22 protein-coding genes, 1 tRNA gene and 2 pseudogenes are annotated in these 18615 nt (G+C 31.7%); 7 read left to right on the top strand and 18 right to left on the bottom strand.

The genetic code is table 11. The annotated features are described in order from the left end of the window. Window positions 1-7 precede the first annotated feature (7 nt). Window positions 8-769, bottom strand: coding sequence for a hypothetical protein (locus B3792_RS03535; protein ID WP_291068897.1), 762 nt, complete (start codon window positions 767-769; stop codon window positions 8-10). Window positions 770-841: 72 nt separating this feature from the next. Between B3792_RS03535 and B3792_RS03540 the strand changes: the two genes are divergently transcribed. After that, on the top strand, window positions 842-1414 hold the full coding sequence (locus B3792_RS03540; protein ID WP_291068899.1) for a nitroreductase family protein: 573 nt from the start codon (window positions 842-844) through the stop codon (window positions 1412-1414). A 215-nt stretch (window positions 1415-1629) separates the two neighbouring features. Here the strand turns inward: B3792_RS03540 and B3792_RS14175 are convergent. Beyond that, window positions 1630-1846, bottom strand: a pseudogene (locus tag B3792_RS14175) (IS982 family transposase); the annotation flags it as partial. 435 nt (window positions 1847-2281) lie between these two features. After that, window positions 2282-2585, bottom strand: a pseudogene (locus B3792_RS14180) (IS982 family transposase); the annotation flags it as partial. Between the two features lie 101 nt (window positions 2586-2686). Here B3792_RS14180 and B3792_RS03545 point away from each other — a divergent pair. Beyond that, a complete protein-coding gene (locus B3792_RS03545; protein WP_291068901.1) occupies window positions 2687-3511 on the top strand; it encodes an alpha/beta hydrolase in 825 nt (274 codons plus the stop codon). 192 nt (window positions 3512-3703) lie between these two features. On the opposite strand, the gene B3792_RS03550 is transcribed toward B3792_RS03545, so the two are convergent. The 4 genes from B3792_RS03550 to B3792_RS03565 all read right to left on the bottom strand — a co-directional run bounded on the left by B3792_RS03550 (window position 3704) and on the right by B3792_RS03565 (window position 5936). Then, window positions 3704-4405, bottom strand: coding sequence for an IS3 family transposase (locus tag B3792_RS03550; protein ID WP_291068903.1), 702 nt, complete (start codon window positions 4403-4405; stop codon window positions 3704-3706). Window positions 4406-4428: 23 nt separating this feature from the next. Further along, the gene (locus B3792_RS03555) at window positions 4429-4857 is read right to left on the bottom strand and encodes a transposase (protein ID WP_291068905.1); all 429 of its coding nucleotides are present in this window, start codon (window positions 4855-4857) and stop codon (window positions 4429-4431) included. A gap of 87 nt (window positions 4858-4944) precedes the next feature. Further along, the gene (locus B3792_RS03560) at window positions 4945-5442 is read right to left on the bottom strand and encodes a GNAT family N-acetyltransferase (RefSeq protein WP_260509600.1); all 498 of its coding nucleotides are present in this window, start codon (window positions 5440-5442) and stop codon (window positions 4945-4947) included. 32 nt (window positions 5443-5474) lie between these two features. Continuing rightward, complete coding sequence (locus tag B3792_RS03565; protein ID WP_038336414.1) at window positions 5475-5936, bottom strand: DinB family protein; 462 nt, start codon at window positions 5934-5936, stop codon at window positions 5475-5477. A 134-nt stretch (window positions 5937-6070) separates the two neighbouring features. Here B3792_RS03565 and B3792_RS03570 point away from each other — a divergent pair, with 134 nt between their 5' ends. From B3792_RS03570 to B3792_RS03580, 3 genes are all read left to right on the top strand, one after another. After that, window positions 6071-7171 (top strand): Mrp/NBP35 family ATP-binding protein, encoded by a 1101-nt coding sequence (locus tag B3792_RS03570; RefSeq protein ID WP_114998705.1) that lies wholly within the window; start codon window positions 6071-6073, stop codon window positions 7169-7171. Between the two features lie 15 nt (window positions 7172-7186). Further along, complete coding sequence (locus B3792_RS03575; RefSeq protein WP_114998704.1) at window positions 7187-7477, top strand: NifU family protein; 291 nt, start codon at window positions 7187-7189, stop codon at window positions 7475-7477. 109 nt (window positions 7478-7586) lie between these two features. After that, the gene (locus B3792_RS03580) at window positions 7587-8357 is read left to right on the top strand and encodes a DUF3108 domain-containing protein (protein ID WP_291068908.1); all 771 of its coding nucleotides are present in this window, start codon (window positions 7587-7589) and stop codon (window positions 8355-8357) included. Window positions 8358-8397: 40 nt separating this feature from the next. On the opposite strand, the gene aat is transcribed toward B3792_RS03580, so the two are convergent. Together aat and B3792_RS03590 are read right to left on the bottom strand one after the other, a co-directional pair. Then, window positions 8398-9030 carry a leucyl/phenylalanyl-tRNA--protein transferase gene (aat, locus tag B3792_RS03585; RefSeq protein WP_180905391.1) on the bottom strand — a complete coding sequence of 211 codons (633 nt, stop codon included), beginning with the start codon at window positions 9028-9030 and terminating at the stop codon, window positions 8398-8400. A gap of 84 nt (window positions 9031-9114) precedes the next feature. Then, window positions 9115-9486 carry a DUF3127 domain-containing protein gene (locus B3792_RS03590; RefSeq protein ID WP_180905392.1) on the bottom strand — a complete coding sequence of 124 codons (372 nt, stop codon included), beginning with the start codon at window positions 9484-9486 and terminating at the stop codon, window positions 9115-9117. Between the two features lie 117 nt (window positions 9487-9603). Here B3792_RS03590 and B3792_RS03595 point away from each other — a divergent pair. Both B3792_RS03595 and B3792_RS03600 read left to right on the top strand, forming a co-directional pair. After that, window positions 9604-9685: transfer RNA gene (locus tag B3792_RS03595), tRNA-Leu, on the top strand. A 346-nt stretch (window positions 9686-10031) separates the two neighbouring features. Then, the gene (locus B3792_RS03600; protein WP_038336421.1) at window positions 10032-10235 is read left to right on the top strand and encodes a CsbD family protein; all 204 of its coding nucleotides are present in this window, start codon (window positions 10032-10034) and stop codon (window positions 10233-10235) included. Between the two features lie 45 nt (window positions 10236-10280). Here the strand turns inward: B3792_RS03600 and B3792_RS03605 are convergent, their stop codons facing one another. The 9 genes from B3792_RS03605 to B3792_RS03645 form a co-directional block, all read right to left on the bottom strand. Further along, the gene (locus tag B3792_RS03605) at window positions 10281-11405 is read right to left on the bottom strand and encodes a GNAT family N-acetyltransferase (protein ID WP_291068912.1); all 1125 of its coding nucleotides are present in this window, start codon (window positions 11403-11405) and stop codon (window positions 10281-10283) included. 46 nt (window positions 11406-11451) lie between these two features. Beyond that, window positions 11452-11973, bottom strand: coding sequence for a DUF4833 domain-containing protein (locus B3792_RS03610; protein ID WP_286474850.1), 522 nt, complete (start codon window positions 11971-11973; stop codon window positions 11452-11454). A gap of 47 nt (window positions 11974-12020) precedes the next feature. Next, window positions 12021-12623: a hypothetical protein gene (locus tag B3792_RS03615; protein WP_291068915.1), complete on the bottom strand. Its 603-nt coding sequence runs from the start codon at window positions 12621-12623 to the stop codon at window positions 12021-12023. 3 nt (window positions 12624-12626) lie between these two features. Beyond that, complete coding sequence (locus B3792_RS03620; protein ID WP_114998694.1) at window positions 12627-13265, bottom strand: VTT domain-containing protein; 639 nt, start codon at window positions 13263-13265, stop codon at window positions 12627-12629. Window positions 13266-13315: 50 nt separating this feature from the next. Continuing rightward, the gene (locus B3792_RS03625; RefSeq protein ID WP_180905395.1) at window positions 13316-13987 is read right to left on the bottom strand and encodes a DedA family protein; all 672 of its coding nucleotides are present in this window, start codon (window positions 13985-13987) and stop codon (window positions 13316-13318) included. Window positions 13988-13996: 9 nt separating this feature from the next. Then, entirely contained in the window at window positions 13997-14362 is a 366-nt protein-coding gene (locus tag B3792_RS03630) for a YraN family protein (protein ID WP_114998692.1), read from the bottom strand. 9 nt (window positions 14363-14371) lie between these two features. Continuing rightward, window positions 14372-15007: a uracil phosphoribosyltransferase gene (gene upp, locus B3792_RS03635; RefSeq protein ID WP_180905396.1), complete on the bottom strand. Its 636-nt coding sequence runs from the start codon at window positions 15005-15007 to the stop codon at window positions 14372-14374. Beyond that, window positions 14994-15950, bottom strand: coding sequence for a S66 peptidase family protein (locus B3792_RS03640; RefSeq protein ID WP_291047815.1), 957 nt, complete (start codon window positions 15948-15950; stop codon window positions 14994-14996). The genes upp and B3792_RS03640 overlap by 14 nt, the downstream gene beginning before the upstream one ends. 81 nt (window positions 15951-16031) lie before the next feature. Further along, entirely contained in the window at window positions 16032-18548 is a 2517-nt protein-coding gene (locus B3792_RS03645) for a TonB-dependent receptor (RefSeq protein WP_291047817.1), read from the bottom strand. Window positions 18549-18615: the final 67 nt, after the last annotated feature.

Below are 18615 nucleotides of genomic sequence, written 5' to 3' on the forward strand. Positions count from 1 at the left end.
ATTAATATTATTCTTGATTTGTACCAAGTAGATCAATTTCTGTTTTTTCATCATCTGTCAAAATCATATCTTTTAACATAAAGTATACCATCATATAGCCAATTGGATAGGTTGCAAGAGCACCAACATAACAAGCAATAGCACCAATTGAAGCAACCAGACTAACCACAATCGCCATTAAAACCATCCACCAAAAATTCTTTTTTACAATTGCATAAGAAGTTTTCATTGCGTCAATAGCGCTCATGTTTCCGTAATGAATAAGATACGGAGCCAGATAAATGCACGCTTGTAGGAATAATAAAAATATCGTCGCCACTAAGATATATAACATACCGAAAAGTGATGAACCAATCATTAATGCTGGATTTACATTTTCGGGATCATTAAACATAAGTGGTAAAAAAGAAAAAATAATATAAGGCGACAAAACGACAAGCGAAACTCCCATAACGATAAGCGTTAAAAGGAAATAGCTTCCTATATTTTTGAAACCTCCAAAAAATTCACCCAATTCTAATGACATTTTGTTTTCTGCACGTTCTGCACCAATCATAAATCCCATTATAAGTGGATACATCACAAAAAGAAATCCGATTACAGTGAACGAAGTAAACATATAAATAATGGCTGCGACAAGAGCATAAATAACAAATGGCTGCCAATTATTTTGGAAAAGTTCTAAGGATTGATTGAAATATTTCCCGATATCAAATTGGAATTTATTGTTTTTGTAATATTCAATTTTGTTGTAGTCTAATGTTTTCATCTTAACGTTGGTTTAATTGAAATTAATGTAAATTTGCTTGATTAGTAGAATAAAATTAATATTTGTTACAACATGAATGCAAACGATTTATTATCAATCATAAAAAATAGACGCTCTATATTTCCTCCGCAATACAATCAAGAAGAAATTACGCGCGAAGAATTGAATCAAATTTTTGAGGCAGCAAATTGGGCACCATCTCATAAAAAAACAGAACCTTGGCGTTTTGTCGTTTTAGAAGGTCCTGCAAAAGACCGTTTCCGCGAATACGTAAAGCGTGTTTATGTGCAAGGAACGCCAACAGATCAATTGAGCGACAGAAAAATAAATGCATTAATTGAGAAATGTGATAAGTCGAATAAAATTGTATTAATCAATTTTATCAACACAGAAAAAAATCCTGAATGGGAAGAATTAGCTGCAACTTCTATGGCTGTTCAAAATATGTGGTTAATGGCAAGTACGCTAAACATTGGTGCATATTGGTCTTCTCCAGCAAATATTATCGCCAATGTTGATGAGTTTACAACTATGGAAGAAGGCGAAAAATGTGTTGGTGTTTTCTATATGGGAAAAATTGAAGGAGATTCTCCAGAAGCTGTTCGTCAACCAATCGAAGATAAAGTGAGATTTTTAGAGTATTAAAAACTCTTTAGAAAATAATTTGAGAAAGACTAATATTTTTAAGTGGTCTTTTTTATTTAATATTAAAATACACGTTGTGCATTTTAAATAATTTGAGTTTTTAGATTATTAATATTTCGATTTAATTATATTTTAATAATGTACTGATTCACTGTTAGTGCAGTAATTTTAGCTAGAATACTATTAATTTTCGCTGATAATCTCCCTTAAGTGCTACGATTGTAAATACTTCGCTCAATTTTACACTTAGCACTATAGGAAGATTTCGAAATAAATGATTTTCACTATCAATACCCATAAATTCAGCTGTTAAAACATGATTTATAAATCAAAAAGTTTAGGTCTTCTACGTTGATAAATTAAAAGTGTATCTGTGGATATTTTTAGTAGAACTTCTAATATTCTTTCGCAATTCGAAAGTAAGTTGTTCATTGTAAATATTTTGTATTCAAATTAATTTACTTATTTTTAATTAAATGGACAACTTTATTATTTATTAATCAAATGTATAACAGGTATAAAGCTTTAGTTAAAATACGATCTTTGAGTTTAATAATAATTTACAATTTTTAAAATATGTAGCTTTATTTATACTGGAAAATTCAGGGGGATATCCAACCCTCTCAATACTAATATTTAGAAACATAATGTTTACATTTCGATACACGAACACCGAACAAACCATACGGAACGGATATACAATGGATACAGAATGGATACAGCGCGGATACACAACCGATACAGAAAAGTGTCATTTTCGATATACACCGATACAGGAATTTAACACTTTTTAACACACTATTTATCTAAACACAATAGAAATATATGAGTTTTTAGATTTTTAATATTTCAATTAAAGTATATTTTATTAATGTACTGATTCAATGTTAGTGCAGTAATTTTAGTTAGAATACTATTAATTTGCTCTGATAATCTACGTTTTCTACGATTGTAAATACTTCGCTGAATTTTACAACTTAGCACTTAAGGGAGATTTCAAAATTAATAATTTTCACTATCAATACCCATAAATTCAGCTGTTAAGACAAGACTTATGAATCCTAAAAAAAAGAAGTTTAGGTCATCTAAATTTATAAATTAAAAGTGTATCTGTGGATAATTTTCGTAGAACTTACAATATTTTTTCGTAATTTGCAAGTAAGTTGATCATTGTAAATATTTTGAAGTTAAATGAATTTACTCTTTTTGAATCAAATGAACAACTTTATTATTTATCAATCAAAATGCACAACGGGTATAATTTAATACACTATGAAATCGATTTTTAACTATTTATTAATTATTATCTCTATTAGTTTTTTGACATCTTGCAAAAACTCTAATCCCGTTGTTTACGACGATCCAATTCCGAAACACGAAACATTTACAATTGATTCTAAAATTTTGAATGAAAAGCGAATTATTAATGTTTGGGTTCCAAAAGAATATTCGACTTCTCAAGATTCATTATACGTTTTGTATATGCCAGATGGCGGAACAAAAGAAGATTTTCCACATATTGCAAACACATTGGACAGTTTGATTATTTCGAAAAAAATTAAACCAGTTATTTTAGTTGGTATAGAAAATATACAACGTCGCAAAGATTTGAGTCCCCCAACCGAAAATGAAGAAGACAAAAAAATAGCCAATTTTGTGGGAGGTTCGAATGAATTTAGAAGTTTTATCAAGGATGAATTATTTCCTGAAATCACGAAAAAGTATCGCACTCAATCCCAAAAAGGGATTATTGGCGAATCGTTGGCTGGATTATTTATCATGGAAACTTTTCTGAAACAACCCGAAATGTTTGATTATTATATTGCAATTGATCCTTCACTTTGGTGGAACGATCAAAAAATGTTATTGAATTCAAAAAATGATTTAGCTAAATTTCCTTCAACTCCAAAAAAGTTATGGTTTGCAGGATCTGGAGCAAGTGATATTTTGCCTTATACAGATGATTTGAAGAATATTTTAACGCAAGAAAAACTTCCAAATCTACAATGGAATTATTCTCCAGAACCGAAAGAAGAACATGCTACAATTTACAGAGCAACTAAAGAAAAAGCACTGATTTGGAGTATTGGTAAATAAAATTTATCTTGTAACGTCCTGAAAAAATGATACAGGATTAGACCAATAAAATTTTATTTTAAACAGTACATATATTCGTATTTGTACTGTTTTTCTTTTTGTACGATTTTGGTATTAATTCTTGTTGTTGGTGCATTTGCATCGGCGTTAAATAATAGTTTGACAAATGCGGTCTTAACTCATTATAAATCTCTACGGTTTTTTGACCAAAATCTTTCTTGTATTCAAATCTACATTAAATTTATCAATATCATATTCCTGTTTTAAAATTCCCTTGATTCTTTCGGCTATGGCATTCTCATAAGGATCTGATTCTTGTGTCATACTACAACGGATTTTATGCTTTTTCAATAGCTTTTGATAATCATCGGAACAATATTGTAAGCCTCTGTCTGAGTGATGAATAAGACTCTTCGGGTTTTCTTTTTTCAATGCCATTTTTAGAGCATTTAAACAAGATGCTGTAGCCAAAGAATCCGACACATCAAAGCCTACGATTTTCTTAGAATAAGCATCGGTTATCAAGCTTAAATAGGCTGGGTTTTCTCTGTTCCCCAAGTAAGTTATGTCTGATACCCAAACATTATTAGGCTTTTTGTATTGATAATCTTTAATCAAATTTTTATGTTTTTTAAAACGATGATACGAATTGGTAGTTTTGTGATAACTTCTTTTAGGAATGATTAACAAATGGTTAGCCCTTAAGAAGTCAAAGAATTTGTCTCTGCCAATTCTTAAATTTTCAAGTTTCTCTTTCAAAAGAAAATACAGTTTCTTTCCACCCATTTTTGGATGAATCATTCGCAGCTCTGCTACCCAATCCACAACCTGCTGTGCATTTTGTTGCTGCTTTGCTCTTCGCTTTAAATGACGATAATAAACCTGTCGGTCCACCCCGAACAATTCACAGGAGAAACTTATGGTTTCTTTTTGTTCCCTTCGGAAAGATTCGATAGTTCGGGTGGTGAGTTTTTTCGTATATCAATTTGATATTCCTCTTCGGCAAGGTTAATCATCATATCGAAAATAATGGCTTTTTTATCAGCCACATAAGCTTGTTTCTCAAGTAAAGCCTTCTGCTTTTGCAAAAGCTTTACTTGGGCTTCAAGCTCCATGATCTTTTGTTCTGGTGACTTTGGCATATTCGAGGGTGTTTGGTTCTCCCAATCAAAGCTACCAAATTTTCTGAGCCAACTCATAACTGTACTTCGGGCTTGGATGCCATACATACGGCAAGCGCCCACAGTAGATAATTTCCCAGACTCAATTTCTTTTACAACATTCAACTTAAAAGACATACTGTAATCTCGCTGAGTACGTTTGACATAATTGCTTCTTTCTTCCATAATAACGATTTCTTTTTTGTATCGCTATTTCAGGACGGGACATAATAAACAAAAAAAACCCTCACTTCAAATGAAGTGAGGGTTTTTTTATGCGATTCGTTTTCCTAAAATAGTTAAACTTCTTTCTATTCCGTCTAAAATTGCAATATTGGGATAATTTCCCCATTCTTCGAAACCAAAATGTTTGAATAATTTCAAGCTCGGTTCATTATGCGAAAAAATAAAACCTAAAATCGTTTTGATTCCAAATTCTGCTGCTTTCGTAATGCTATATTCCAACACTTGTTTTCCTAAACCTTTTCCACGTTGCATAGCATCTAAATAAATGCTAATTTCTACAGTTGCATCATAAGCTGGTCTTCCATAAAAAGATTGAAAACTTACCCAACCTACAATGTCTTTCAATTCATTTTCTACAACCCAAAGTGGTCTTTTTTCAGGTGAATGTTCTTCGAACCATTTTGCTTTACTTTCAACTGAAACTGGTTCTGTATCGGCAGTTACTAATCGCGAAGCTATTGTCGAATTATAAATTTCTGTTATTTTTTCTAAATCGCTTCGTTTAGCATCTCTGTATGTTAACATCTAAATTTTTAAATTTTATTCTGCGTTTGATTTTAAAAAGGAATATTCTTTTTCATCGCCATCATATAGCCCAAATGCATTGCTTCGTGAATATTGTTGTACAAAATTGCATCTTCAATCGATTCTAATGTCATACCAAAACTTGTTTTATATGATCGATAATACGATAGTTTTTCCGAACGATAATCCTTGAACATCTGCATTGGTGTACTTTCCAACATTTCCTTCAATTCTGTCACATCTTCTTCCGTTACTTCCGTATTTCCAATTGTTCCTTTTTTATACTTCTGAATAAACTGAATATCGACCAACATCCTATTATCGGTTAAATAATAATGGATCAATTGTTGTGTTGCCAAAACATGAGCCGCATTCCAAAACAAATTGTTTTTATAGCCAACAGGTATATAAAGTAGTTGTTTCAGAGAGTGTTGTTCAAGCTCATCAATAATCTGTTTTCTTATATTCGTCAGATAAATAATATGCTCTTCCATAGTCAGATTTAAAGTTTAAATATACATCAAATTAAGTCTATTTATCAAATTATAAAGCAAAACAATTAAAATCACGTTTTTAGATTATTTAAAGTCTTTGATTCTTCGTAATTTTGTCGCATTAAATTTAAAAGATGGCTTACACAAGAGATCAAATATATCAAGTATTAGAAGAATTGGGTATTCGCAATTGGATGCGTAACGCTCAAGTGATGGGAAATGATATTATTTTGGATATTGTTTCTCCTTCGCCTGCAATGCACGAACGCAAGCGTTTGGAAATTGCGTTGAAAAATGCATTTAAAGAAAATTTACCTGAGTCAAATCTTAAACTTAACATTTCTGTTGAAGTTGAAGAAAAAAATCCGAACGAAATCAAAGGTTCAGAATTACCAGGTGTTAAAAATATTATCGCTGTAGCATCAGGAAAAGGTGGTGTTGGTAAATCTACTGTTTCATCAAACTTAGCAATTAGTTTAGCAAACATGGGATTCAAAGTTGGTTTATTAGATGCTGATATCTACGGACCTTCTATGCCAATTATGTTCGATTGTCAAGATGCTCGTCCATATTCTGTAGAAGTTAATGGAAAAACGAAAATAAAACCAGTAGAAGCTTACGGAATCAAGTTATTATCAATTGGATTTTTTGCTGATACAGATCAAGCAATTGTTTGGAGAGGACCGATGGCTGCAAAAGCATTGAATCAAATGATTCGTGATGCACATTGGGGAGAATTAGATTTCTTATTAATCGATTTACCTCCAGGAACAGGTGACATTCATTTATCTATCGTACAACAAGTTCCAATTACAGGAGCAGTTGTGGTTTCTACGCCTCAAAATATTGCATTAGCAGATGCTAAAAAAGGAGTTGGAATGTTCCAAATGGAAGCGATTAATGTTCCAGTTTTAGGAATTGTAGAAAATATGGCGTATTTTACACCAGAAGAATTACCTAACAACAAATATTATATCTTTGGACAAAATGGTGCAAAGAACTTAGCAGAACAAATTGGTGTTCCTTTCTTAGGCGAAATTCCAATTGTACAATCTATTCGCGAAGCTGCTGACGTTGGTCGTCCAGCTGCAATGCAAGAAGATACTGTTGTAGCTAATGTTTACAAAGAAATTGCACGTAACGCAGTACAAAGTTTAGTAGAACGTAACAATACTTTGCCTCCAACAGAAGCCGTTCGTATTACAACGATGGCAGGTTGTTCGGCAAAAAATTAAAAAAAGTAAAAGATCATGACTCCAGAAGAAAAATATTCAGAAGTTGAAAAGGCCTTAACTGAAATTAGACCATTCTTAAATTCAGATGGAGGCGATATCGAATTAGTATCTGTAGAAGATAATATTGTAAAAGTTCGCCTTACAGGTGCATGTATAGCATGTTCTGTCAACCAAATGACCTTAAAGTCTGGTGTTGAAATGACCATCAAAAAATATGTTCCAGAAATAGTTTCGGTTATCAATGTTTCAGATTTTGAAACTTCAACTGAAGCAGATCAAATATCTTCCTTAAAAGAAGAAAATTAGATTCTCATTAGATTCTCATAAATTAAAACGCCTTTATATCAATTTATAAAGGCGTTTTATTATTTTTGGCAAACAATTTGAATCTTAACCTCAAAACCAAAAATTCAAAATGAAAAAATATATTTTATTTTTTACTTTTATTGTCCTTTCATTTGCATTGCCTTTAAATGCTCAAAACAACTACAAAGTTGGCGAAAATCTAAAATTTAGAGTTCATTATTCTGGATTGAATGCAGGTTTTGCTTCCATTGATGTAAGAGAAGCTACATTGAATGGAAAAAGCCATTATCACATCATAGGAAAAGGAACTTCAACAGGTGCTGTGCGTGCTTTTTTTAAGGTAGATGATAATTACGAATCGTATATTGACAAAACAGATTTGAAACCTACAAAATTTGTTCGAAATATTGTAGAAGGAAGTTACAAACGTCATCAAATCTATTATTTTGATCATGCCAATAGAAAAGCAAAAGTTGAAAATAAACGAGATGGAAAAGTAACGACAGAAACAATTCCGTACGATGCGCAAGATTTACTTTCTGCTTTTTACAGTTTACGTAATACCAATCATGCCACTCTTAAAACAGGAGATTATTTGAACGAAAATATTTTTCTTGGTGACGAAACGCTAAAATTTCGATTGAAAGTTTTGGGACGTGAAACCTTAAAAACAAAATTCGGAAAAATTGCGGCAATCAAAATTCGTCCATACGTACAATCTGGTCGTGTTTTCAAAGAATCAGAATCGGTTACGATGTGGATTTCTGACGATGATAACTTAGTTCCGCTAAAAATAAAGGCTGGATTATTAGTTGGGTCGTTAAATGCAGATCTTAACGAGTATAGCAATCTAAAATATCCTATTACTTTTACGAAGTAAATTGAAAAAGCGAAGTTCGAAATCCGAATTTCGCTTTTTTTTATTTCTCCAAATATTCCAAAAAAACATCACTCGGAATTTCCATTGCACCCAAACTCGCTAAATGTTCGGTATAAACTTGACAATCGATCAATTTATATTTCTTGTGGTATTTTGCAACAAATTGTATAAAACCAGCTTTGGAAGCATTGCTCACTTTCGCAAACATACTTTCTCCACAAAAAACGTCGCCCATATCAATTCCATAAAAACCACCTACCAATTCGTCGTTTAGCCAAACTTCGATACTTTTTGCAATTCCCATTTCATGTAACGTACAATATGCCTCGATCATATCATTTGTAATCCAAGTTCCGTCTTGATCTTTTCTATACGCTTGCGAACAATTTGTAATCACTTCTCGAAACGCTTTATTCTCTGAATAGGTAAATGTTTGATCTCGAAAAACTTTCTTCATCGATTTCGAAACATGTAAATTTTCTGGAAATAAGACAAATCGATCTTGAGGAAACCACCAAATAATTGGATCTTCTTCATTAAACCAAGGGAAAATTCCTTTCTGATAAGCCAAAATTAAGCGTTCTGGTGAAAGATCTCCTCCAACAGCTATAATTCCCTCACTATTCACTTCATCGTAATCAGGAAAGATTAAATCAGAACTTAACCAATACATATCGTTTTGTGTATAATTTATATAAAATTAAAAAAACGTGTCCAATAAAGAACACGTTTAGTATTAATTGATGTTTTGTTTTCCTTAGAATGGTAAATCATCATCATCTCCGTTAGAAAAAGTATCTACTGGAGGCGCTGGTGCAAAATTATCGTAACCTTGAGGTGCTTGTGCAGCTGCATTTGCCATATTTTCAATTCTCCACGCTTGGATTGTATTGAAATATCTTGCTACACCTTCTGGGTTCACCCACTCGCGACCACGAATGTTGATAGAAACTTTCACTTCATCACCAGGTTTGTAAGCATTCAACACATCTGTCTTATCTTGTGTAAGCTCAATTAAAATATCTTGTGGATATTGTTCTTGCGTTGTAACAACGAATTCTCTTTTCTTGAAACTTGCAGTAATATTTTGAGTTTCAAATATTTTTTTAATTCTTCCTGTAATTTCCATTTTTGTAAAAGCTTTGTACAAATTTAGAATGTAAAAAAAGATTAAAAAAATTTTATTTCGAAATTTTGTTAGAAAGAAAACTTGTGTATATTTGCAATCCAAATCGGTGAGATTTTAGCGGGCGTGGTGGAATTGGTAGACACGCTAGACTTAGGATCTAGTGCCGCAAGGTGTGGGAGTTCGAGTCTCCCCGCCCGTACAACAAAAAAGACTTTGAAAATATTTTTCAAAGTCTTTTTTTATGATTTATTGTTTTCTAACGATTTATAATATTTTTCATAAATTTAGGTCATTATTTGGTTATAAGTTGGTTTGGTATGTATTCGAAAAGAAAAAGAAATTTGAAATCTGGAGGGAGAACTATCCCCATTTTTGAATTTATAGTGGTTGTTATTATCATCATTATTTTGATTTACTTCGCAGTATTCTAAACCAATATTCCTATATTTTATTTAACATTTTTTTATAAGTCTTTCGAAATCTATGGTTTAATATTTGTTCAACATATAGTATAAATCTATTTACAACTTATAAAACAAAAAATTATGGACAAATTAGAATTAGAAGGAAAATGGAATCGAATCAAAGGTGCTGTAAAACAAAAATATGGTGATTGGTTTGATGATGACAAAGTTTATGCTGAAGGAAAATACGATGAAGTTGTAGGTAAAATTCAGGAAAAAACAGGAAAATCTAGAGAAGAAATTGAAAGTACAATCAAAGATTGGAAAGAAGACAATCAAGATTAATTATTATTTCAATTAAAAAGGTTAGGACAAAATCCTAACCTTTTTTTATGCTTCTATATTTTTATAAAATGTTTTTCGTCGCTTGTGAACAACAGGATCAAAGTTTTTCCATAATTGTTGCACTTTTGTATTTTCCTCAAGCAAAGGGTTCGTTTCTAAAGTTTTAATCCCTCTTGCTATAAATCGATCATAAAGTTCTTTAAAAATCAAGGCATTTACACCTTTATTTTGATAATGAGGATCAATTCCTATCAAATAAAATTCGACATGATCGTTCTTTTTTTGCGCTTGCATCAAATGCCACCAACCAAATGGAAACAATTTTCCTTTCGTTTTCTGAAATGCTTTCGAAAATGAAGGCATTGTAATCGCAAAAGCAATCATTTTGTTGTTTTTATCTTTTACACACGAAATAAAATCAGGATGAATAAATTTTAGATATTTCTTTTTGTAATGTTCAACCTGAAATTTTTCTATCGGAACAAAACTTTGCAATTCTGCATACGTCACATTCAACAAATCGAACATCTCATCAACATAAGGTAACATTTCGTCAATTGTTTCAAATTTATACGTATCAATTTCGTAACGTTTTTTGAGCATTTCGCACAATTTATCCATTTGTTTTACCTTACCCAAATTAGCAATATCAATAGAATATTCTAACCATTCGGCTTTTGGTTGATAACCTAATTCTTGCAAATATGTTTGATAATATTCGTAATTATACAAACCGATTAAAGTTGCAACTTTATCAAATCCTTCTGTTAATAACCCCGCTTTATCCATATTCGAAAATCCCATCGGACCTTCTATATAACTCAGTTTATTTTTTTTAGCAATGTTTTCAACAGTTGTTAATAAAGCTTTCAGAATGTTAATATCATCTTTAAAAACTAACCAACCAAACCGAATTTTAGTCTTTCCAAGTTCTTTTACTTCGGTCCAATTAATAATCGAAACAATTCGTCCAACCACTTCTTCGCCTTTGTAAGCCAAAAAGTATTTTGCTTCTACTGTTTTAAAAATAGGATTGTTTTTATCAAAACTTGCGAGTTCATCTTTCTTTAAAGAAGGCACCCAATACGGATTATCTTTATACACTTCAAAAGGTAAATCGACAAATTTCTTCATTTCACTTGGCGTGTTCACCTCCCTTACTTCGATCATATGCTATTAAATTGCGTCTTACAAATTCTAATTTAGGAAGATTTTTTTAGAGAACAATTTTCTCTTCTACAGATTTTCCGTTTTTATCTTTTCCGTAAAATAAAATATAATCAAGCTTTACGGAGATTCCAGCCGTTCCTTTCTTCTGTTTTAAGAAAACACGATTCAATGTTATCAACTTGTTATTAACAGTTGTTTGAACAATTGGATTTTTTTGAGAATCAAGCTTAAGCGTTAATTTTTGAGTTGGATAAGATACTAATGTCAACTGAAAAACATTCCTTTCAATTTTCTTAATATCTAAACCATATGCCAATTTCTTTTGTATAGAAGTCAAGGGCTTTTTCGAACCATCTTCAGCATAAAGAATGCGATAAATATCAACTGGATTATCATCATCTAAAATCCCTTTGCTCGAAAAAAGTGCATCGTAAACAAACGTATTTTTATTGTCGTTGTGCTGAATATAGAATAGTCTATTTTCTGATTTTGGAGGAACGGGATAGCTTTGTTGTGCATTTACAACAAAAGAAAAAAGGATAGAGCAAATAATTAATAGGTTTTTCATTGATTGATATTTTTAAAAATAGAAGATAGGAATTATTTGAATGATATCTAAATCCAAATAAAAAGTTTCGAAACTTTAACTTGTACAATATTATTTCGATCAAGAAAATCTTGTGGAAAATTGATTAAATCTGAAATTGAAACGACGTTTTCATTCTGAATAAAATTATATTTACCATGACCTGTTTGATATTTAGAACTTTTATTTGAAACTTCGTGATTGATTTCAATCATTTCATCTTCTAAATCAATAGTAATTTCTGATTCTTTTTCTACAACTAACAAAACCTTTTTATTCCTGAAAAAATAAATTTCGCGCTTAGATTCCTGTAAGAGATGATTGTAAGTATTGGCAACTGGAATGGTAAAAACAAAGAATAGTATCAAAAAAATAATTCCAATAATTATGTTAGGTAAGATGAAATCTGTTACAAACAATAATTGATAAGCTATAAATAAAAAAGTAAGACTAAGAATTGCAAAAAGAATCATATTAAAAACTGAAATATAGCTTAAAAAACCAATTTTGACGCGAATAACTTCATCATTTTCGTGTTTATATTCTTTTTGAGACTCAATGATAAATAAAATAATTGGTAAAAAGATTATCCACAAAAGTAAGATGATGAAAATCGAATTTTCTGTACTCATTTTTTATTTTTTTATTTTCTCTTTGACGAATTCTACAATAATTGGAACCAAAGAAAACACAATAATTGCCATTACGACAATTTCGAAATTGTTTTTGATAAATGGAATTGTTCCAAGGAAATAGCCAGCCAATGTAATCCCGAAAACCCAAATTGTTCCTCCGATAAAATTATATTTGATAAATGTGCCATAATGCATTTTAGAAATCCCTGCAACGAAAGGTGCAAGCGTTCTTACAATCGGAACAAAACGTGCAATTACAATGGTTTTTGAACCATATTTTGTAAAGAAATCTTCGGTCTTTAGTATCGCAGAATCTTTAATAATTCGTTTACCGAAAATTTTAGTTGTAACTAATTTCGTTCCTAAGGTTTTCCCAATCGTATAATTGACTGTGTCGCCTGCAATTGCCGCGATCCAAAGTAAACCTAATACAATATAAATATTGAGTTGAGCTGGAAAAGCCGCAGCTAACATCCCTGCTGCAAATAAAAGCGAATCGCCAGGTAAAAAAGGCATGACAACCAAACCTGTTTCGATAAAGATTAAGAGAAATAAAATCAAGTAAAACCAATGTTGATAATCATTCAAAATGGTTTCTAAATATTTATCGATATGTAGAATATAATCTAAAATTTCCATGATTTAAAGGTATAAAAAAACTCGACCGAAGTCGAGTTAAGTTTTTATAGTTATTCTTGTTCAGCTACCTTTTTTTTGCCGAACTTTTCTTTGATAATTTCCACTAAAATTGGAAGTACAGAAGCGATTGTTATTCCTAAAATTACTTTAGAAAAATTATTTTGAACCCATTCTATATTTCCTAAAAAGTATCCAATAAGTGTTAAACCAACAACCCATAACACGGCTCCAATCACATTATATGTAATGAAAATAGAGTATCCCATTCTCCCAATTCCTGCAACGAAAGGCGCTAAAGTTCTTACAATTGGTACAAAACGTGCAATTACAATGGTTTTTGAACCGTATTTTTCGTAGAATTCGTGCGTTTTATTGATATGTTCTTCTTGGATGAAATTTTTACCAAAAATCTTAACTTTAGTTGCTTTGTAACCAACTTTCTTTCCGATGGTATAATTCAATGTATCACCGAGTATCGCGGCCACCAAAAGAATTGCAATCATAATCCACACATTCATATCATTTGTTTCTTGTGCAGCTAACATCCCTGCCGCAAACAACAATGAATCTCCAGGTAAAAAAGGCATCACAACTACACCTGTTTCCACGAAAATGATTAAAAATAAAATTGCATACAACCACAAACCATATTCATTTGCAAACTCTGCTAAATGTTGGTCGATATGCATAATAAAGTCAAAAAGACTCATAAATACTTCCATAAAAGTTGATTAAATTTCCGAAGCATTAAATGCATTTTTGATATGATTTACGCTCCAAGATTGTTGTTTTTTTAAAAGTGCTAAAATATCAAATCTTACCTCAGAAATAAAATTATTTTTCTGAATAAAATCATCTGCGGCAAGAATTAACAATTTCTTCTTCTTTGTGTTAATAGAACTTTCTGGCTCCGCAACATAATTTGAAGTACGACTCTTAACCTCTATAATAACAATCTCATTTTCAAATTGAGCAATAATATCGATTTCGGCTTTTCTGTAAAAATAATTTCGAGCCAATATTTTGTATCCATTTTGGATTAAATAATTAACGGCAAAATCTTCTGCTTCTTTTCCGAAATCGTAACTAATACTCATTCAAAAAAATTATTTTGTTCCGTACAAACGATCTCCAGCATCACCTAAACCTGGAACGATGTATCCATTTTCATTCAATTTTTCATCCAAAGCAGCCAAGAAAATTGGAACTTCTGGATAAACATTTTGTACTGCCTCCACTCCTTCTGGACAACCAACTAAACAAGCCAAACGAACAGATTTCGCTCCTTTCTCTTTTAGAATTTCGATTGCTTTGATTGCAGAACCTCCTGTTGCTAACATTGGATCAACCAAAATCACATCGCGAGAATCTAAATCTGTTGGGAGTTTACACAAGTATTCAACTGGTTGTAATGTATCATGATCGCGGTAAAGCCCAATATGACCAACTTTAGCGGTAGGAATTAATTGATGAATTCCTTTTACCATTCCCAATCCTGCACGTAAAATTGGAACGATAACCATATCATTTCCTTTTAATTTGTAACCGATTGTTTTGGTAATTGGCGTTTCAACTTCTACTTCTTCAAGCTCGATGTTACGTGTAATTTCGTAACACATCAAACCTGAAATTTCGTCTACTAATTCACCAAATTCTTTCGTTGTTGTGTTTTTATCACGCATTTGCGTAATTTTTGCTTTTACCAACGGGTGAGAAATGACTGTTAAATTATCTTGTTTCATATATGTTTGTATAATGATGCAAAGTTACATTATTTGAAGTAACATTTAACTGAACTTTTGCACCCATTTTTAGCGCAACATTGTGTCCTGTATGTCCTGCAGGAAATCCGAAAGCGATTGGAATATTTATTTTTTTTGTAAAACTATGAATGACTTCATACGTTTTTGGATCGAATGGATGATTGTAGTTTTCAGCATTTTCTTCTTCCGTATCCATGTGCGTAAAGTTCCCTAAAATAATTGCGTTTACATGAGTAAGAATTCCGTTTCGTTTAAGATTCATCAACATTCGATCAACAGCATACCAACTCTCAAACCAATCTTCTAAAAATAAAATCTTATCCGTAGGATTTGTAATCGCAGATTCGCTCCCTAAAAGTGAATAAACAATCGAAAGATTTCCTCCTATTAATTCTCCATTTGCTTCGCCTAAATTATTGTAAGCATGTGATTGAATTTCGTAATTAATTTCATGTCCAAATAGTACTTCATAAATACTTTGATAGGATGTTGGATGATATTCGGTATTTGCTAATTTTTTTGCTGTAACCGCGTGTAAAGTTTGATATCCTAATCGATTAAAATGATTGTGAAAAACAGTGATATCAGAATAACCAATGATCCATTTTGGATTTTTAGTAAACTTCGTTAAATCAAGTTCATCAATAATTTTCACAGAACCATAACCTCCTCTAGCACACCAAATCGCTTTTATCTCATGGTCATCTAATGCCCACTGAAAATCTTCTGTTCTCATTTCATCTGTGCCTGCATATCGATAACCAAAATCATATTCGGCATAAATATTTTTCCCTAAAACTGGAACTAATTTCCAAGATTTTATGAGCTCAATTGTTTCTTCTAATTCTCCTTTGAGCATTCGCTTTGCAGGAGCTACTATTGCTATTTTATCCCCTTCTTTTAAAAAATCAGGCTGAATCATTTTACAAATTTTCATCAAAGGTAAACACAAAAAAAAGACGAACTATAAAAGTTCGTCTTTTTATTATTTATAAAATTTATCTTAGAAATTATATGTAACACCTGCATTCCAAGTTCTACCTAATCCCCAGAAGTAACCATAACCATCTTTACGAGATAAGTATTGATCATTGAATAAGTTTTTAATGTTACCTCTGAATCTAATTTTTTGAGAACCAAATTTAAATTCATAGGTTGCACCTAAATCAACAATTGCATATGGTCTTAAAGGAACATTTAAATAATCATTGCCTTTAAGTTCTGATTTTACAATATCAACTACATTTACATTTTCATATAGTCTCGCGAAATAGTTGAAATCAGTATCAAAAGATAATCCTTTAGCTACATTTACTTTCGTACCCATACCAAATGTAAATTGTGCAGCATTACCAACTTTTACACCATCTAAATTAACAGGTTTATTGTCAATAACAATTGAGCTACTATTTTGATCTTGGATTCTATAATTAGCATTACCATCATATTTCCAATCTCCATATGAAGCATATCCTCTAATAGTCCAATCTCTATTAACTTTTGTATTAAAATCTATTTCTATACCTTTATGTAATTGAGTAATTCCTGTTAATAAGAAACGTACATCTTGTTGAACAAAATCCTCACCAACATAGTATCCATTTGCTGTATAAGAATCTGCACGATTTTCCCACTTAGTATAATAAGCATTAATATTAACATTTAAGTTTCGAGTCATATATTTATATCCAGCCTCTAAACCTAAGATCTCTTCGTTATCAATTGCTGGATCGATGAAACTAACTGTATTTTGCATAAAAACATTATCTAAGAATGCTTGACGAGAATATTTACCAGCGTTAACAAAAATTTTGTTTTCTTGAGTAATATTCAATGCTATACCTCCTTTAATGTTCCATCCAGTTTTATTGCGAACTTTAGATTTTGCCTCTCCATTTTTATAAGAAACAACTCCACTAACAACATCTTTGTGGTCAGCGTTATAATTCCAACGGTCAAATTTTTGGTAAGACTGATTAGAAATAGCTCCTTGAACAAAAGCAGAGAAGATGTCATTAGAATACTCTACTTGTCCAAAACCACCTTGATAGTTAATTTTTTCCGAGTTATCGTAATTTACACGATCTTCTTTATCAGCTGAATTAAATAAAGAAGCCCATGGTTTCGCTTTATATGTATTAGTTATTAAATTGTTTGATCTATTTTTGTTATTTTCTTGACGACCATTCAATCCTAAATAATTTACAACCTGCTGGAAGTGATCACCTTCATAGAAACGCACATCTGCTCCTACGTTAAAAGCCCAACCTGTTTTTGTATCATAGTTGAAGTTTGTTACTCCTCCGTACCATAAATGATTATTAACAGAAGCTCTCAAAACCATCCCTTTAGAAGATGATGAAGATGTTCCTGAACCAATACCTCCAGCAATAGTTTTATTATATCTTTCAACCTCATTCCAGTTAATAGCCCCGTCTTGAGTAAATACATTATAGCCATCTTGAGATAAACTAAATAATCCTCTACCTAAATTACCTGTTCCTCCACCACGTCCCATAGACGCATATAAAACTGTAGATAAAGATGCATTTTCATTAATTGTCCAATCCCAGTTTAAATTTGTTACTGGTTTGTGGTAATAATTTGTTCTTAACGATAATGGTTCTCCATTGTAAAAACCATAGTTAGAATTACCTTTACGACCAGTCATATCATAACCTGGAGTGTTTACAGATCCATTTTTATTATAAGTTGTCGTTAAAGGCTTAGAGTAATTTTGATCATGCTCTTGTGGTGCTCCAAATAACATCCAGTTGAATTGGTGACGATCATTTGGTTTGTACCCAACAGACACAAAATATGATTGTCCTTCTCCTCCTGTTCCACGTGCATATTTACGATGAGCAGTCCAATAATCTAATAAAATAGAAGCTCCCCATTTACCTTTCATTCCTGTATTATACCCTACAGTCGCTTTTTGGTAAGAGTCATTTCCAGCTACATAACGAACAAATCCTCCTTGTCTTAATTCGGTTGCTTTTGTTACAATATTAACTGTTCCACCTACTGAAGAAATAGCTAATTTAGAAGAACCCAAACCACGTTGAACGTCAATAACGTTTGCAACATCAGTCATAGAAGACCAGTTTGACCAATATACATTACCATCTTCCATACCATTTATTGGCTGTCCGTTTAATAAGTAAGCTGTATTTGACTGATCGAAACCACGTAAAAACATTTTAGCATCTCCAAATCCAGAAGCTTGGTCAGCCACATAAACAGACGGAGAATTTTTCATGATTTCAGGAAATTCAACATTACCAACTGCTTTATCTTGAATTTCTTCTCTTGTGATAATTGTATTAGCAACTGGTGTTTTACGATTTTCCGCAACATCAATAACTCCTTTACCAATGATTAATGTTTCTCCTAAAGATACGTTTTCGTCCTGTTCAACCTTTGTAGAATCTGTTGGTTCAACAACTTGGGCGAAAGATAATGATGCCATTAAGGCAAAAGCTCCTACAAGTAAAAGCTTAGTTGAGTTTAACCTCATCTTTTGAAATAGTTTAAAAGTTTACTTTCGCAAAGTTCTACACTTTAAATGAGATTATTGTTAAATT

Origin of the sequence: Empedobacter sp. UBA5924 (assembly GCF_002431085.1) — a bacterium.
Taxonomy (GTDB): domain Bacteria; phylum Bacteroidota; class Bacteroidia; order Flavobacteriales; family Weeksellaceae; genus Empedobacter; species Empedobacter falsenii_B.

Bases quoted from the DNA above. Each gene is read 5' to 3' on its own strand.
- B3792_RS03625 (WP_180905395.1), bottom strand. From the start codon at position 13,987: ATGGAAGTATTTATGAGTCTTTTTGACTTTATTATGCATATCGACCAA.
- B3792_RS03570 (WP_114998705.1), top strand. From the start codon at position 6,071: ATGGCTTACACAAGAGATCAAATATATCAAGTATTAGAAGAATTGGGT.
- upp (WP_180905396.1), bottom strand. From the start codon at position 15,007: ATGAAACAAGATAATTTAACAGTCATTTCTCACCCGTTGGTAAAAGCA.
- B3792_RS03545 (WP_291068901.1), top strand. From the start codon at position 2,687: ATGAAATCGATTTTTAACTATTTATTAATTATTATCTCTATTAGTTTT.
- B3792_RS03555 (WP_291068905.1), bottom strand. From the start codon at position 4,857: ATGGAAGAAAGAAGCAATTATGTCAAACGTACTCAGCGAGATTACAGT.
- B3792_RS03610 (WP_286474850.1), bottom strand. From the start codon at position 11,973: ATGAAAAACCTATTAATTATTTGCTCTATCCTTTTTTCTTTTGTTGTA.
- B3792_RS03600 (WP_038336421.1), top strand. From the start codon at position 10,032: ATGGACAAATTAGAATTAGAAGGAAAATGGAATCGAATCAAAGGTGCT.
- B3792_RS03640 (WP_291047815.1), bottom strand. From the start codon at position 15,950: ATGATTCAGCCTGATTTTTTAAAAGAAGGGGATAAAATAGCAATAGTA.
- B3792_RS03590 (WP_180905392.1), bottom strand. From the start codon at position 9,486: ATGGAAATTACAGGAAGAATTAAAAAAATATTTGAAACTCAAAATATT.
- B3792_RS03560 (WP_260509600.1), bottom strand. From the start codon at position 5,442: ATGTTAACATACAGAGATGCTAAACGAAGCGATTTAGAAAAAATAACA.
- B3792_RS03540 (WP_291068899.1), top strand. From the start codon at position 842: ATGAATGCAAACGATTTATTATCAATCATAAAAAATAGACGCTCTATA.
- B3792_RS03580 (WP_291068908.1), top strand. From the start codon at position 7,587: ATGAAAAAATATATTTTATTTTTTACTTTTATTGTCCTTTCATTTGCA.
- B3792_RS03630 (WP_114998692.1), bottom strand. From the start codon at position 14,362: ATGAGTATTAGTTACGATTTCGGAAAAGAAGCAGAAGATTTTGCCGTT.
- aat (WP_180905391.1), bottom strand. From the start codon at position 9,030: ATGTATTGGTTAAGTTCTGATTTAATCTTTCCTGATTACGATGAAGTG.
- B3792_RS03645 (WP_291047817.1), bottom strand. From the start codon at position 18,548: ATGAGGTTAAACTCAACTAAGCTTTTACTTGTAGGAGCTTTTGCCTTA.
- B3792_RS03615 (WP_291068915.1), bottom strand. From the start codon at position 12,623: ATGAGTACAGAAAATTCGATTTTCATCATCTTACTTTTGTGGATAATC.
- B3792_RS03605 (WP_291068912.1), bottom strand. From the start codon at position 11,405: ATGATCGAAGTAAGGGAGGTGAACACGCCAAGTGAAATGAAGAAATTT.
- B3792_RS03565 (WP_038336414.1), bottom strand. From the start codon at position 5,936: ATGGAAGAGCATATTATTTATCTGACGAATATAAGAAAACAGATTATT.
- B3792_RS03575 (WP_114998704.1), top strand. From the start codon at position 7,187: ATGACTCCAGAAGAAAAATATTCAGAAGTTGAAAAGGCCTTAACTGAA.
- B3792_RS03620 (WP_114998694.1), bottom strand. From the start codon at position 13,265: ATGGAAATTTTAGATTATATTCTACATATCGATAAATATTTAGAAACC.
- B3792_RS03535 (WP_291068897.1), bottom strand. From the start codon at position 769: ATGAAAACATTAGACTACAACAAAATTGAATATTACAAAAACAATAAA.